Raw genomic sequence first — 15,240 nt, 5'->3', positions numbered from 1 at the left:
ACCCCCACAGCCACCCTGGCCGTACATTTTTTTAAAAATTGAACAAAAAATCAACCTAGCAGCCAAAAAAAATCCACCGACGCGGTGACGGTGGAACAACAAAGGATGATGGTGTGAGGAGCGAGTTACTAAACTTGCTTACAGTTTTAAGAATAGTCACCCCTTGTTACAGCCCTGTGTCATGTTTATGAAGATTTTGTGACACTTGCCAGAAGCCACAATAAGCCTTGTCCCAGTTTATCATTCGTGGATGTTTCTTGTGATCCGGGTTTGGTGGATAATAAGATTTGTTAGTTAAACAACATGGGTAGTTTTGTGGCACAAACATTTCAAGCTAAAGTTTACGTCACCCTTCGTCCTTCAGTGTTAGACCCAGCCGGGACGGCGGTTCGTTCCGGCGTTCAGCAGATGGGATATCAAAATGTCGAACAAATCCGAATTGGTAAATATATAGAGGTGACACTCCAGGCGGCGGACGAAGCGGAAGCAGTCCAGCAACTTGATCAAATTTGCGATCGCATTTTAGCCAACCCGGTCATCGAAACCTATCGTTTTGATTTAACCCCCCTATCGGAAACTGCAACCACTACAGCCCATTAGATATGAAATTTGGTATCCTAGTTTTCCCTGGTTCTAACTGCGATCGCGATGTCGCCTGGGTGACACAGGGACTGTTAAACAAACCCACCCGCATGGTGTGGCATCAAGATACAGACCTTTCTGATATTGATGTGGTAGTCATTCCTGGCGGGTTTAGTTATGGTGATTATCTGCGCTGTGGTGCGATCGCCCGTTTTTCTCCCATTATTCGCGCTACCATTGACCATGTAAATGCTGGTAAATTTGCGATCGGTATCTGTAACGGTTTCCAAATTTTAACCGAAGCCGGACTTTTACCTGGGGCTTTAGTTCGTAATCGGGATCTGCATTTTATTTGCGATCGTGTTCCCATCAGAGTTGTCAATAATAAAACTCCCTGGACTAGAAAATATCAATCTAATGAGGTGATTACTCTTCCTATTGCTCACGGTGAGGGGTGTTACTATGCCGACCAAAAAACTCTGGCACAATTAGAAGATAATAACCAGGTCGTGTTCCGCTATGAAGGCGATAACCCTAATGGTTCCCTCAATAATATTGCCGGAATTTGTAACCAATCCGGTACTGTTGTTGGTATGATGCCTCACCCGGAAAGAGCTGCTGACCCTATGTTGGGTAATACTGATGGTATTAAAATGTTTGAAGCTGTATTACAACAAGTAGTTAGGGCTAGGGTTTAGTTATCCATTCTCAATTGTCCGGTAATGGCGGGTTTCACAGTTAATTAAACTTACTACCTACAATATTAACAAACCCGCCCCCCTCACCTATCCCCTTATATTATCGGGCATAGTTAAGTTTTGCTGATAGATAAATCCCCAAGGTTTTGAATTTTAAAAGTATGTTAAGAATTGTTACAATTTTATTGAGAATTACTCTCAAACACTTGACGAATTCATGGGGGTTTTGGTATGCTGTAAACAATCGCATCCAAGGGGTTCTTGTGTCCTGACGCAAAAAAAGAGGCTACAACCCTGATTATATCGCGGATTATCAATATTCTCTGGCTAAAACTTAAAATCACGATGCACGAGTTTTGGGGCTAAAGTGGACGGCCAAAAATCTGGCTATTGACAAAAACGCCATTATGTGCATTAAGGTTCATCTGGCGGTTAGGGGGTTGAAGAACTAAGTACATTTCCCCATAGAAATAAATCCCCAAAAAATGATGATTTAGCATTGACAAACCCTGGCACTTGACCTATTATAGAAGCATGGGAATCTGTGGCGGCATATATATAGGATTATCCCCAAAACTATCGACTATTAGGCGGGAAGATAACAGCACCAAAAGCCAGGCAATGAAAAGCGATGAATCAAAAACTGTTAGTGACAGGTGCGAGTGGTTTCTTGGGTTGGAATATATGCCAGGTAGCCAAATCAAGATGGGAAGTTTACGGAACCTATAATTCCAGTCCGGTGACAGATAGTGGTGTCAAATTTATCAAAACTGATTTGACCGTGTTAGGAGACTTAAAGGAGGTATGGGAAGAAATAAAACCCGATGCGGTAATTCATGCAGCGGCGGCTTCAAAACCGAATTTTTGCCAAGAGAACCCAGATATATCTCATAAAATTAACGTGGTAGCGGCTGGGGATATGGCGAGTTTGTGCGGCGCGGCCGGAATTCCTTATGTGTTTACTTCGACTGACCTAGTATTTGATGGTTTGAACCCTCCCTATCGAGAAACTGATCTAGTTTGTCCGATTAACATTTATGGGGAACAGAAAGTGAAAGCGGAGGGGGAAATATTAGCCAGATATCCCCAAGCTGCTATCTGTCGAATGCCTTTAATGTATGGGATAGCGTCGCCCCATGGGGGTAGTTTTATGCAGGGATTTATCAAAACCCTAAAATCGGGAAATTTCCTCAATCTGTTTGAGGATGAGTTTCGCACGCCGGTTAGCGGCACAACGGCGGCGAAGGGGTTACTGTTGGCGATCGAAAAAAAGGTGAATGGGATATTACACCTAGGGGGAAAACAGAGGATATCTCGCTATGAGTTTGGCTTACTAATGGCGCAGGTGCTAGATTTACCAGCGGATAGAATTACGCCAGGAAAGCAACAGGATGTTAAATCGATCGCCCCTCGTTCTCCCGATACATCCCTAGACAGTTCCCAAGCGTTTGATTTAGGATATGAACCCCCTTTAATTATGGAAGAGTTGGCAGCATTACGGGGTCTAGTTTAAGGTTAACTAGAAACTACATTAGCAGAAGGAGCGATCGCGATCCGGAACCTCGGCTTCCAAACGACGGAGACGAGGACTGCGATAGGCAATAATGACGGCAGCAATATTAATCAAACCGACCCCACACAAAAGCAAAGCGCTTCCCCGTCCGGGTCCCATACCGATAATATGTCCGACTCGATCTGCTAATATTCCCCCAGGCTGCATCATGGGTTCAAAAATGCCATCAACGAGAGGTCCGACGCTGAGTTGTGTTACAACTAATAAGGATTTTTCAAATAACCCTTGTAAAGCGAAAACTCTTCCTTGCAAATATTCAGGAACTTTGCATTGCCAGATGGTTTGGTTGCTGCTGATGACAATGGGCTGGGAGAATAGATAACCAAATCCGCCAATAGCTGCTAAAAATAGGGTAGGTTGAAATCCTCCTAAACATAAACAGAGTCCCTGCAGGGTGACAAACAAGAGAATTCCATTAACTTGGCGTTTTAATCCTCCCCAGGCGCTGACTACTAGGCTACCGAATAACATCCCGCAACCACTAATAGATAACACTATCCCCAATTGGGAACTAGATGCAAAACTTAGAATAATCGGCCAGAAAAGAACTTGGATCATTCCTTCTGTTAGATAAATGACTGCAAAAAATAGCATTAACCCTAACAGTCCCGGACGCGCGGCTACATAATCCCAACCGGAGCTAATTTCCTGCCAGAGCTGTTCAAAATTAAAGGTTTTGCGATCGCTTGATGCTGCTGGTTTCGGATCGGGAAGCCTCACACTCAGCAGAGCAATGGTGGCTAGTAAATAGGTGGCAAAATCAAAGATTAATACGCCCTGCAACTGGACTGCTTCTACTAAAAAGCCGGCAATGGTCGGACCTAAAATCCTAGCGAGTGCCCGCGATATCTGCACCATGCCGTTAGCTCGACCTAAATGCTGTTTGGGGACAATTTGAGCGATCGCTGCCATATAAGCTGGAATGTGGAAGGCGTTAGCTACGGAACTGATGCTAACGGCTATGTAGATATGCCAAATTTCCAGGCTGCCGGACTGTAACAGAATCATCATCCCAATTGCTGTCACACCTGTGGTAGAATCAGCAATTAGCATCACCCAACGTCGGTTCCACCGATCTACTAGCACCCCTGCTATGGGGGAAATTAGCAGGTTGGGTAGATAGGCTAACACCATGATCAGAGCAAACAGAGTTAGAGAACCTGTGGTCTGATAAGCCCACACCCCTAAAGCGAAGTCTGTGATGTATGTGCCGATTACGGAGATAATTTGTCCTAACCAGATTCGCAAGAAGATTTGCATAGTCTATTGATTTATCGAAAATTGGCAGATGCGGGAAAAACAAAGTCAGCCAGCAAATAGTAATAGCTTCCCTGAGTCCCTGTCAATCAAGTGGGTTTGTCATTGCCTCGCATTTATTGACAACGATTTCCCTATTGTCGGCTTTTTCAGTAACTTTGGGGACTATTCAGGAATAAAAAAGTTAATACTGACCTGAGATGAACTATGGTGTTTGGATGGTGTTGGGATTAAGATGAAATGGTGGTGAGGCTTTTATGGCAATTTTTCGGATTTCTAAATGATATCGAAGGGGTCCTGGCCCTGAAAAGCGATATATATGTCCGCACATATTCCCACAATAACATTATATGTCAAGTGCGGCGGTTTGTCAACTGTTTAAAGGTTAATTAAATGCAGGGCGCGTCAAACTGCAGCGGTATCGGTAGCGATCATTATGCGATCGCCATTAAGGTCTGTAGGGGAGGGTTGAAAAACTAGCAAATACCCAGGAAAATTTGGGTCTTGACTTCTTGGGATATGAAGATATGGGCAAAATTTCTATATATATGCCGGCACAGATTCCCATGCTTATATAATAAGTCAAGTCCTGATATTTGTCAATAGAAAATGGATAATTTTGGTAAAAATGTGAGGGAAGTTAAAGGGGGGGTAGGAAGTGGCAAAATGTGGTTTGATCAAAAAGATGGGATATGCAGACCAAATGACTGAGTATCAAACGTTAGTAGACCTACTGGGCGATCGCGCCCAAAAATTGAGAGACCAAAACGCCTATACATTTTTAGCGGACGGAGAAACGGAGTCGGGGCGCTTAACCTATGGGGAATTAGACCAACAAGCGAAAGCGATCGCCGCAGAAATTCGTCGCCACGTCCCCCCCGGAACCCATGTATTAGTAGTGTATCCTTACACGGCGGGACTAGAATTTATCGCGGCTTTTTTTGGCTGTCTGTATGCGGGGGTAGTGGCGGTAACGGATAACCCACCCCGGTCTAGCCAAGGATTAGGAAAACTGCAAGAACGCATGGAATTATCAGAGGCGAAAATAGCGCTAACGAGTAAACCGCTGCTATCCCATATACAAGGACTATTAAAAAAAGTCCCGGAATTAGGGCCGAAATTCGAGCAACTCCCCTGGATAACTACAGACACCCTAAACCCGAACCTAGGAGAGTCCTGGTCTCCGCCAGACATCAACCCGGAAACCCTAGCATTTCTGCAATATACTTCGGGTTCTACGGGAACACCAAAAGGAGTGATGGTGACTCACCAAAACGTCCTACACAACTCGGAAATTATTGATCAAGCCTTTGAACATACCGAGGAAAGTCAAGGCTTGATCTGGCTACCCCTATTCCACGATATGGGACTTATTGGGGGGGTCATTCAACCGCTATATGGTGGTTTTCCGGTAACGTTAATGTCTCCGGTGGCGCTGGTACAGAAACCAATGAACTGGTTAAAAGCGATATCTCGGTACGCAGCGACGACGAGCGGGGGGCCGAATTTTGCCTATGATTTACTGTGGCGACAGGCGAGCGCTAGTGATCTCAAAAAATTGGATTTAAGTAGCTGGGAGGTGGCATTTTGTGGGGCTGAACCTATCCGCGCGGAAACTTTAGATAATTTTGCGAAAACGTTCGCTGAGTGCGGTTTTCGGCGGGAGGCTTTTTATCCCTGTTATGGTATGGCGGAGACGACTTTATTTATTTCTGGGGGTCGAAAGGCAGATCTTCCGGTGATTCGCTATGTCGATCGCACGGCTTTGGAGGAGAATAAGGTGGTAGCTGTGGAGAGTGATCATCCTGGCGCGAAAGCTGTGGTGGGCTGTGGTCGCGGTTGGCTAGGGGATGAAATTGCTATTGCTAACCCGGAAACGCTCACCCGTTGTGCTGAGGGAGAAGTAGGGGAAATTTGGTTGCGTGGCGGGGGTATTGGTTTGGGTTATTGGAATAACCCCTCGGAAAGCGATCGCACGTTTAAGGCTAAATTAGACAATCAGGGTTCGTTTCTGAGGACGGGTGACCTGGGGTTTTGGCAGAATGGGGAATTATTTATTACGGGTAGAATGAAGGAGATGATGATTCTCTGGGGTCGCAACCATTATCCCCAACATATTGAACAAACTTTGGAAACTTGTCATGATCAGTTACGTCCTGGCTGTGGGGCGGCTTTTTCGATTGAAGTTGAGGAGGAAGAACGTCTGGTGATCGCTTATGAGGTACAACGGCAATTTCTGCGAAAGCTGAATGTGGAGGAGGTTATTGGGGCTATCCGTGAAGCGATCGCTGATCAGCATCTGGCGGATGTTTTTGCGGTAGTATTACTGAAGACTGGAACTCTCCCGAAAACTACCAGCGGTAAGGTTCAACGCCAAGTCTGTCGCCGTCAGTTTCTCGCGGGGACTCTGGAGGTGGTCGGACAATGGCAATATGAAAACTTGCAACAAAGCAATATTTCCGATCTGGTGCGGCGAGAGGGAGTTAACAGTTAATCAACAAAGAGCAACTAGCTTAGGCCAGGCGATCGCAACCAGATATCTTTGGTTGCCCCTGGTCTTGTATAATTAAATATACCTATACTATTATATAGGTGATTAATCAAATCAGGAAAAGTGCTATTTATGACTGAAGTAGGGTTACAGAGCAATTTTAAAGATAAACTGCGAAATTTCTTAATTTATGGCATTGGGGAACCGATATTAAGAGGGTTAGAAACATCGATTGGTAAATCTTCCAAAATTGGGGATACGGCATTTTTTGACGCTGCCAAATACCCGGAACATTTCCAATGGGTGGAGCTGTTAGAAAGCCATTGGCATTTAATCCGCGAGGAGGTAGACGAACTGTTAAAATATCGGGATGAGTTGCCTAATTTTCAAGATATTTCGCCGGATCAAGCCTATAATGCGAGTACCGATAATCTGTGGAAAACGTACTGTTTATATGGCTATGGAATTAAATCGGCGGAAAGCTGCGATCGCTGTCCGCAAACGGCGGAAATTATCCAAAAAATACCCGGTTTAAAAACGGCATTTTTCTCGATATTATTGCCGGGTAAACATATCCCGGAACATCGAGGACCTTACAAGGGGGTAATTCGGTGTTTATTAGGTTTAAAAGTGCCGGAGCCAAGGGAAAAATGCCGCCTGCGAGTAGGGGATGAAATCCGGCATTGGGAAGAGGGAAAATGTATGTTATTTGATGATTCATTTCCCCATGAGGTGTGGAATGAAACTGATGGAATTCGGGTAGTATTATTCTTGGATATTGTGCGACCATTAAAGTTTCCTTTGTCGGCGGTTAATCAGTTATTGATTAAAGTAATTGCGGCTTCTCCATACATTCAGGAAGCGACGGCGAATCAGAAAAAATGGAACGATCGCCTAGACCAAGTATGGCAGAGAGATCCACAAAATTCCCGACAGTAACCCGGGGTAATTTATCGCCAGTATAATGATTAATCAAAAAACGGCGTAAACTTGAAGCGGGCTATAAGCCTGTAGACTCTAGGGATGTAATTATAGTCCCTAGGGTCAGCCGGAAAAGATGATGTCAGCATCCAATCAACAAAAAAGTTGCCAAAAAATTAAAATAGGTTATATTATCCAAGAGACCGGAAACTTTTTCGCTTACTCAATCACTTATTAAGACTTAATGACTGCTTTCCAACATCCGTTTGATGCAGCAACGTTAATGGAAATATTAAAGGGTCGAGCCATCCATCAACCCGATAAAGTTGCTTATAAATTTTTAGTGGATGGAGAAACTGAAACCATCAGTTTAACCTACCAAAAGTTAGACAGAATATGTCGAGCGATCGCCGCCCATCTCCAAAGCATCAGCGAACGGGGAGAGAGAGCATTACTACTATACCAACCGGGCCTAGATTATATTACGGCATTTTTTGGCTGTTTGTACGCGGGTATAGTGCCAATTCCTGCCTATCCGCCGCGCCCCAATCGTTCTCTGTCTAGGATAATGGGGATTTTAGAAGACGCGGACTCTCACTTAGCCCTAACCACAGAATCTGTGCTACCGAGTCTACAGCGGCAATTTGGGGAGGTTTGGGAACTACAGAAACTGAACTGGGTAGCTACCGATCAGATAGGGGAAAGTTGGAGCGATCGCTATGAGGCTGTAAGCATCGACCCGGAGAGTTTAGCGTTTTTACAATATACATCAGGTTCAACGGCAACCCCGAAAGGGGTAATGATCAGCCACGAGAACCTGATGCACAATTCGGGCTGGATTTATGAGAAATTCGGTCACAACAAGGACAGCATAGGGATGATCTGGCTACCGCCCTATCACGATATGGGGTTAATTGGGGGGATTATCCAGCCCCTATATGGAGGATTTCCGGTGGTGTTAATGTCTCCGCTAATGTTCCTACAACGTCCTATCAGGTGGCTAGAAGCGATATCAAGACATGGTGCGACTACCAGCGGGGGGTCAAACTTTGCTTATGATTTGTGCGTGCGCCGAGTCACGCCAGACCAAATAGAAACCCTAGACCTGAGTAGTTGGGATTTAGCTTTTAATGGGGCTGAACCGATATCCCATGAAGTGCTAGAAAAATTTGCCCGCACTTTTGCTAGTTGTGGATTTAATGCCCAGGCTTTCTATCCCTGCTATGGTATGGCGGAGGCTACCCTAATCGTCAGTGGCGGCGATAAAACTCAACTACCGACGTTGAAAACGATTCAAGCATCATCCCTAGAACAACATCAGGCGATCGCCACCAATGGTCACACAGACAACACTCGTACAGTAGTAGGCTGTGGCTCAAGTTTGGAAGATCAGGCGATCGCCATTGTGGACCCATCCACGGGGATACCCTGTGAACCCGGACAGGTAGGAGAAATTTGGGTATCAGGACCAAGTATCGCCCAAGGTTACTGGAATCGACCATCAGAAACCGAGTCCATCTTTAGTCAATATCTAGCCACCACCGGAGAAGGACCATTTTTGCGGACTGGAGATTTAGGCTTCATCGAAAACGGCGAACTATTTATTACTGGTCGCCTGAAAGATGTAATTATCATTAACGGCCGCAACCATTATCCCCAAGACATAGAATGGACGGTTGAACAAAGTCACCCCTTGATCCGTCCTAGTTGTGCAGCAGGATTTTCCGTAGATATAGGGGGGGAAGAAAGGTTAGTGGTGATTGCAGAAGTAGAACGCTACTATTGGAAACGGCAATCTAGTCCTAGTCGTGAAACCTCAAGGGGTGTTTCCAGGGAGGAATCCTTTAGCACCAAGGATCTAATTCAATCAATCCGCCGTGCCGTTTCCCAAAACCATGATTTGCAAGTTTATACTACCCTGCTACTAAAACCTGGAAGCATTCCCAAAACATCAAGTGGTAAGATCCAACGTCATGCTTGCCGTGCTGGTTTCCTAGCGGGGACTTTGGAGGTAGTCGAAGACTGAACTTATTGTGTCCGTTAGAGGTAACAGAAACAGCAAAGGATTGATCAGATCGGCTTCGTGGCACAATAACCGTCTAGGTGCGATTTAAGATTCACCGCCGACGGGCTGCCTAATCTGCCCCGGAATCTTGCATAGCCAGCCTAAAATGTGATGGAGGAGTGAATAGTGCAAGTGTTGAACCACTCTTGGAATGGAAAAGATATTGACCAACTGGGTAGCCAATCTAAATCGCCTAAGTCTGTGGGGTTGTCCCCTGATGCGGAAGCGATCCAAGGTTGGTTAATTAACCAACTAGCCCAGAGATTGGGGTTAAATGCAGATGAGATTGATGTTGATGAAGATTTTGCCAATTACGGCCTTAATTCTATTGAGGCGGTTAATTTATCTGGAGATCTGGAAAATCAATTTGGACGTAGACTTCCCCCTACCTTGCTCTGGGATTATCCCACGATTAAGGCGATCGCTGATTATCTAGCCCAGGATACTACCCCTATGGCGACAGCTTTCAGCAGCGGTCAGTCTGTGAGTCCACAACAGGCACAGCAACTACTGGAAAGACTTAACCAAATGTCTGATGCTGAAGTAGACTCCCTGCTGAATTCAATGTTGTCTGAACAGGAAAATCATTAATGACCAATATATCCGATCGCACCGCTAACCTTTCACCACAACAAAAACGGGATCTCCTAGCCGAATTGTTGCGCCAAAGAGCCACGACCCAAACCCTACCTGATATTCCGCCGGAATACTATCGGTTTGAACTGTATCCAGAATACCTGAAAATCAAACAGCAACAACAGGAAATCGCGGCTCTGGGGATTGATAACCCCTTTTTTACCCCCCAAGAAGGTATCGCCAGCAACACGACGATTATTAACGGTCGTGAGTTAATTAACTATGCTACCTATAACTATTTGGGGATGTCTGGTGATCCGATAGTTTCCCAAGCTACGAAGGATGCTATAGACCGCTATGGTACATCGGCTTCCGCCAGCCGCCTGCTTTCGGGTGAAAAACCTATTCATCGGGAGTTAGAAAAGGCGATCGCCAATTTTATCGGCACCCAAGACAGCATCGTTTATGTTGGCGGTCATGCTACCAATGTCACCACCGTTGGTCATCTGTTTGGACAAAATGACCTGATTCTCCATGATGTCCTCAGCCATAATAGTCTATTACAAGGCTGTTTGCTTTCGGGAGCCACTACTATTGCTTTTCCCCATAATGATTGGGAAAGCCTGCGCCGAATTCTCCAAGACCGCCGCCACCGTTATAGACGGACTTTAATCCTGATAGAAGGCATTTATAGCACTGATGGTGATATTCCTGAGCTACCCAGGTTTATTGAGTTAAAACAAGAATATAAAGCCTTTCTGATGGTGGATGAAGCCCATTCTATTGGGGTATTAGGTCAACAGGGCAGAGGCCTGAGTGAACACTTTGGCGTTAACCCCAATGATGTAGATTTGTGGATGGGAACCCTGAGCAAATCTTTCGCTAGTTGTGGGGGATATATTGCGGGGTCTAGTGCCTTGGTGGAATACTTGAAATATACGGCCCCCGGTTTTGTCTACAGTGTGGGTATTTCGCCACCTAACGCGGCATCGGTTTTGGCTTCGATTAATGTGTTAACATCAGAACCAGAACGGGTGCAAAGACTGCGCGATCGTGGTCAATTGTTCCTGAATCTCGCTAAACAACATCATTTAAACACAGGAACCAGCAAAGATTCGCCCATTATTCCGATTATTGTGGGCGATTCCCTGGCTTCTGTGCAACTGTCCCAAAATCTGTTTCATAGGGGTATTAACGTCCCGTTTATGTTCTATCCTTCGGTTCCTCAAAATGCAGCCCGTCTGCGTTTTTTTGTGACCTGTCAGCATACGGAAGAACAAATTCATCAAACAGTGGAAATTCTCACGGAAGAAATTGCGAAAATGGCGATTTCTTAAAACTCTGATCTATCACCCAATTTCCATCTCTAGTTTATCCTTAATTCGGTGCATTTCATGAGAGTCTTACTGGTTTATCCAATTTTCCCCAAAAGTTTTTGGTCTTTTGAAAAAACCTTAGATTTGGTCGATTGCAAGGCTCTATTACCGCCTTTGGGCTTAGTGACCGTAGCGGCTATTCTCCCCCAAGAATGGGAATTTAAGCTGGTTGATCGCAATGTGCGATCGGTCACAGAAGCAGAATGGGAATGGGCAGAATTGGTGATTTTGTCGGCCATGATCGTCCAAAAAAATGATTTCCTTGCCCAAATTCAGGAAGCCAAAAAACGCGGCAAAATGGTCGCTGTTGGGGGGCCTTTCCCGACCGCACTCCCCCACGAAGCCGAAAAAATGGGGGCTGATTTTCTAGTGCTAGACGAGGGAGAAATTACCCTCCCTATGTTTGTAGCAGCCCTGGAAAGAGGGGAAACTCAGGGAATATTACGCGCCGCTAATGGCGAAAAACCTGATGTCACTAATACCCCAATTCCTAGGTTTGATTTGTTGGAGAAACAAGCCTATGATATGATGGCTTTACAATTCTCCAGGGGCTGCCCGTTTCAGTGCGAATTCTGCGATATTATTGTCCTATATGGTCGCAAACCTCGCACGAAAGCGCCGGAGCAGTTAGTGGCGGAACTAGATCGCCTCCTGGAACTAGGATTTACTCAAACTATCTTTTTAGTTGATGATAACTTCATTGGGAATAAACGCAATGTAAAATTGCTGCTTCCGGTGTTGAAAGAATGGATGGAAAAAAATAACTATCCCTTCCGTATGATGACAGAAGCATCAGTTGATCTCGCCCAAGACCAAGAATTAATGAACATGATGGTAGAGGCGAATTTCTATGCGGTTTTCCTGGGAATTGAAACCCCGGACGAAGCTAGTCTCGCGCTGACTAAAAAATTCCAAAATACCCGTAATTCCCTAGTTGATGCTGTGGATAATATTACCAGGTCGGGGCTGCGGGTGATGGCTGGTTTTATTATTGGTTTTGATGGGGAAAAATCTGGGGCGGGCGATCGCATTATCCAATTTGTAGAAACTACGGCTATTCCAGTGGCTATGTTTAGTATGCTACAAGTTCTCCCTAATACGGGATTATGGCATCGTTTAAAGAAAGAAGGGAGACTGCTGGAAGGATCGGAAACCGCCAATATTAACCAGACTACTCTGATGAATTTTGTTCCGACTCGTCCCATTGAGGAAATTGCACAGGAATATATAGACGGTTTTTGGAAACTATACGATCCGCAAGTGTTTCTCGATCGCACCCACCGCTATTATCTGAAACTGGGCGCACCTCGTCGGAAAAAAGCCGGGGGAAGAACCCTAAGTTGGAAAACTATAAAAGCCTTGTCAATTCTGCTGTGGCGACAGGGAGTAGTCCGCAAAACTCGCTGGACTTTTTGGATTTATCTACTGGATATTATCCGTAAAAATCCCGGTGTTGTGGAAATGTATCTAGTCATGTGCGCTCACTTTGAACACTTCTACGACTATCGAAAAGAAGTGCGCCAGCAAATCGAATCACAACTGGCTGAATATGTTAAGAAAAAACAGGAGTTAGAATTGCTCAAAGTAGCTTAACTCCAATCCGGCGGGTTGGGGTGGTAATCACGACTACCCCTTAACCCGTTTCCAGGAAGCTCTGGCTGATAGTCTAAGACACCTGGGGGCTTTTGTGATGAAAAACACCAGCCGATAGGATAAGATATAGATAGAGTCTATATTATGATCATTTACGCAAAACTCGGCGATGAATAACCTAGGTATGGAAAGGATGCGGCTACAGTCCCATCGACAAATCAAACGGTTTATAGAACATCACGAACAGCGTTATAACCTGCTATCAAAGACGGTTAATAAACAGGCTACCTGTAAATTTAACGCTAACTCAGCATTTTTGCTATGTGCTGTTAATCCTACAGGTCCCTGTTCTAGCTGTAATCATTATCAACCGAAACAACCCTAATTAATAAACAGATTCTGATAAATGCTTAGAGACTGTTCCCGGGTTTGGGGATGGCTCTAATGTGTCTTCTGACTGTTCGATCGCCTGAGTTTCTCGATCTAAAACCGCTACAATGCGATCATAGATTTCCTGTGCTTGTGTGGGAGAGTCGCCAATACAGGTTAAACCGAGTTTCCCGAATTGAGACAGACAGCCGATTAAGTGAAACACGGTTCCGGTTTCTGTTCGATTGTTAAAATGCAGATGATATTGGGCGATAATATCCATTAAATCATTGGGTAAAAGACCTCGATAATGATGGTTCTGAAGATTATCTGAGGCGATATAGTATTTGGGTTGTTTATGCTGACTATAGAATAAGCCAGTATGGCGATCGTATTGACCATTAGTTAATAATTGGAGGGTCATAAAGGGATGAGTTGTGCCACCTCGCCGCAGGTTAATTTCAATGGCTTGGAGTTCCCATTGAGCCTCTGGTGTATGTGGTGGACGAACGGCAATAAAATCTAAACCAAATCTTTCGAGGGCTCCTTTTTGGGCTAAGATTTTACCAACTTTTTCGCCTAAGTCTTGCAGTTGTAATCGATAGGCTGGGTCAGCGGGGAAACTACAACCCTCGAAAATTTGACCATCTGGACCTCCGAGAATTTGATCATGGGTAGATAGAACTTGTACCTCCCCGGAAGGGTAAATCTGACATTGAACACTGGGCGATCGCTTAATGTCTCCTTCGATAAAGGCTTCGACAATTGCGCCTAAGTCGGGAATTCTGCTACGGAAACTCGACCAGGTTTCATGGCTGGCTTGAAAACTTAAATTCACGAAGCGATCGCGAATTTTGGCGATCCTTTGATGGGGGGGAATGTCAGCAATTCCTTGGAGGTTAAGGATAGCATTGCCTTCGCCAGAAAAGCCTTCATTGAGCTTAATTACTGCTCGTTTTAACTGGGGTTGTCGTTCCCATAAAGCGTTAACTTCTGCGGCTAAAGCTGTTTCATTCCAGACTAATTGACTGCCGTCTGGGTGGGGAATATTGGCTTGTGCGAAAATCTGACGACTGCCGCTTTTGGTTCCCCAGTAGGCTAAATCTGGGTCAGAAGCCCAGAGGGGAATTTGTAATTTAACTGATAATTCTCGTTCCCATTGAGTAGAGTTAAAACAGACCATATAGGTGCGTTTAGGTCGCAGGACTTGGCGTATTCTTTCGACTAACCGGGGACGTTCTAGGATTTTTTCGGTGAGGGATCGATTAGAGGAATCGTAGGTAGAAAATAATAGTAGGCGATCGCGGGCGTGAGAAAAGGGAATCCCAGGCATTAAATGCAGATAATAGTCAATAACGCTGGGGTGAAGGGGTTGGGAGGTGACATAAATTAATCTAACTCTAGGATTTCGTAAACGAGTCAGAGAAAACAGAAATCTCTCCTCATACTGATGAACTCCGGGAATTTTCTGCAATTGCTGCTGATCTAAGGTGAGGGATGGAATGACTAATACATCAAAATCCTCAAATCTCAGGTTTCCCCCTTGACTGAAAGACTCTCGGAGTTGATGTTGCAATGCTTGAAACTGATTTACTATTTCCGGTGGCGATCGATAATCTTCTGTCATAATCGCTGCCCACAATAACAATATTACGATTTTAACAGGTTGGTTGACCTCAGATCGACACCTTTTGATTTGCTGATGTCTTGGTTAGCAATGGTTGGAGAACACCGAGTGA

At 44.9% G+C, this 15,240-nt stretch carries 12 protein-coding genes; 10 read left to right on the top strand and 2 right to left on the bottom strand.

Going from position 1 to position 15,240, the window contains the following annotated elements; all coding sequences use genetic code 11:
* Positions 1-303 precede the first annotated feature (303 nt).
* The 3 genes from purS (at position 304) to N39L_RS07380 (ending at position 2,793) form a co-directional block, all read left to right on the top strand.
* Positions 304-600 (top strand): phosphoribosylformylglycinamidine synthase subunit PurS, encoded by a 297-nt coding sequence (gene purS, locus N39L_RS07390; RefSeq protein WP_006619385.1) that lies wholly within the window; start codon positions 304-306, stop codon positions 598-600.
* Between the two features lie 2 nt (positions 601-602).
* Positions 603-1,280 (top strand): phosphoribosylformylglycinamidine synthase subunit PurQ, encoded by a 678-nt coding sequence (gene purQ, locus N39L_RS07385; RefSeq protein WP_006619384.1) that lies wholly within the window; start codon positions 603-605, stop codon positions 1,278-1,280.
* A gap of 631 nt (positions 1,281-1,911) precedes the next feature.
* A complete protein-coding gene (locus N39L_RS07380; protein ID WP_014274790.1) occupies positions 1,912-2,793 on the top strand; it encodes an SDR family oxidoreductase in 882 nt (293 codons plus the stop codon).
* 18 nt (positions 2,794-2,811) lie between these two features.
* Here the strand turns inward: N39L_RS07380 and N39L_RS07375 are convergent, their stop codons facing one another.
* Complete coding sequence (locus N39L_RS07375) at positions 2,812-4,113, bottom strand: MFS transporter (protein WP_006619382.1); 1,302 nt, start codon at positions 4,111-4,113, stop codon at positions 2,812-2,814.
* 700 nt (positions 4,114-4,813) lie between these two features.
* Between N39L_RS07375 and N39L_RS07370 the strand changes: the two genes are divergently transcribed.
* The 7 genes from N39L_RS07370 (at position 4,814) to N39L_RS07340 (ending at position 13,517) form a co-directional block, all read left to right on the top strand.
* Positions 4,814-6,604, top strand: a complete 1,791-nt coding sequence (locus N39L_RS07370; RefSeq protein WP_043468939.1) for a fatty acyl-AMP ligase — start codon at positions 4,814-4,816, stop codon at positions 6,602-6,604.
* A gap of 129 nt (positions 6,605-6,733) precedes the next feature.
* Positions 6,734-7,540: an aspartyl/asparaginyl beta-hydroxylase domain-containing protein gene (locus N39L_RS07365; protein WP_014274787.1), complete on the top strand. Its 807-nt coding sequence runs from the start codon at positions 6,734-6,736 to the stop codon at positions 7,538-7,540.
* A gap of 226 nt (positions 7,541-7,766) precedes the next feature.
* Complete coding sequence (locus N39L_RS07360) at positions 7,767-9,548, top strand: fatty acyl-AMP ligase (protein ID WP_043468110.1); 1,782 nt, start codon at positions 7,767-7,769, stop codon at positions 9,546-9,548.
* Between the two features lie 165 nt (positions 9,549-9,713).
* The gene (locus tag N39L_RS07355) at positions 9,714-10,178 is read left to right on the top strand and encodes an acyl carrier protein (protein WP_006619378.1); all 465 of its coding nucleotides are present in this window, start codon (positions 9,714-9,716) and stop codon (positions 10,176-10,178) included.
* The gene (locus N39L_RS07350; protein ID WP_006619377.1) at positions 10,178-11,500 is read left to right on the top strand and encodes an aminotransferase class I/II-fold pyridoxal phosphate-dependent enzyme; all 1,323 of its coding nucleotides are present in this window, start codon (positions 10,178-10,180) and stop codon (positions 11,498-11,500) included. The genes N39L_RS07355 and N39L_RS07350 overlap by 1 nt, the downstream gene beginning before the upstream one ends.
* Before the next feature lie 57 nt (positions 11,501-11,557).
* A complete protein-coding gene (locus N39L_RS07345; RefSeq protein WP_006619376.1) occupies positions 11,558-13,132 on the top strand; it encodes a B12-binding domain-containing radical SAM protein in 1,575 nt (524 codons plus the stop codon).
* 169 nt (positions 13,133-13,301) lie between these two features.
* Entirely contained in the window at positions 13,302-13,517 is a 216-nt protein-coding gene (locus N39L_RS07340) for a DUF6464 family protein (RefSeq protein ID WP_006619375.1), read from the top strand.
* Here N39L_RS07340 and N39L_RS07335 read toward each other — a convergent pair whose 3' ends face one another.
* Entirely contained in the window at positions 13,518-15,128 is a 1,611-nt protein-coding gene (locus N39L_RS07335; protein WP_006619374.1) for a peptide ligase PGM1-related protein, read from the bottom strand.
* Between the last annotated feature and the right edge of the window lie 112 nt (positions 15,129-15,240).

This window comes from Limnospira platensis NIES-39, assembly GCF_026000695.1.
In the GTDB taxonomy this organism is placed as follows: Bacteria; Cyanobacteriota; Cyanobacteriia; order Cyanobacteriales; family Microcoleaceae; genus Limnospira; species Limnospira platensis.
Note: the sequence above shows the minus strand (reverse complement) of the source record. Positions and strands in the feature narration are given on the sequence as shown.

What these genes read in the sequence shown, in the direction of transcription:
- purS (WP_006619385.1), top strand. Translation starts at nt 304, where the DNA reads ATGGGTAGTTTTGTGGCACAAACATTTCAAGCTAAAGTTTACGTCACC.
- purQ (WP_006619384.1), top strand. Translation starts at nt 603, where the DNA reads ATGAAATTTGGTATCCTAGTTTTCCCTGGTTCTAACTGCGATCGCGAT.
- N39L_RS07380 (WP_014274790.1), top strand. Translation starts at nt 1,912, where the DNA reads ATGAATCAAAAACTGTTAGTGACAGGTGCGAGTGGTTTCTTGGGTTGG.
- N39L_RS07375 (WP_006619382.1), bottom strand. Translation starts at nt 4,113, where the DNA reads ATGCAAATCTTCTTGCGAATCTGGTTAGGACAAATTATCTCCGTAATC.
- N39L_RS07370 (WP_043468939.1), top strand. Translation starts at nt 4,814, where the DNA reads ATGACTGAGTATCAAACGTTAGTAGACCTACTGGGCGATCGCGCCCAA.
- N39L_RS07365 (WP_014274787.1), top strand. Translation starts at nt 6,734, where the DNA reads ATGACTGAAGTAGGGTTACAGAGCAATTTTAAAGATAAACTGCGAAAT.
- N39L_RS07360 (WP_043468110.1), top strand. Translation starts at nt 7,767, where the DNA reads ATGACTGCTTTCCAACATCCGTTTGATGCAGCAACGTTAATGGAAATA.
- N39L_RS07350 (WP_006619377.1), top strand. Translation starts at nt 10,178, where the DNA reads ATGACCAATATATCCGATCGCACCGCTAACCTTTCACCACAACAAAAA.
- N39L_RS07345 (WP_006619376.1), top strand. Translation starts at nt 11,558, where the DNA reads ATGAGAGTCTTACTGGTTTATCCAATTTTCCCCAAAAGTTTTTGGTCT.
- N39L_RS07340 (WP_006619375.1), top strand. Translation starts at nt 13,302, where the DNA reads ATGAATAACCTAGGTATGGAAAGGATGCGGCTACAGTCCCATCGACAA.
- N39L_RS07335 (WP_006619374.1), bottom strand. Translation starts at nt 15,128, where the DNA reads ATGACAGAAGATTATCGATCGCCACCGGAAATAGTAAATCAGTTTCAA.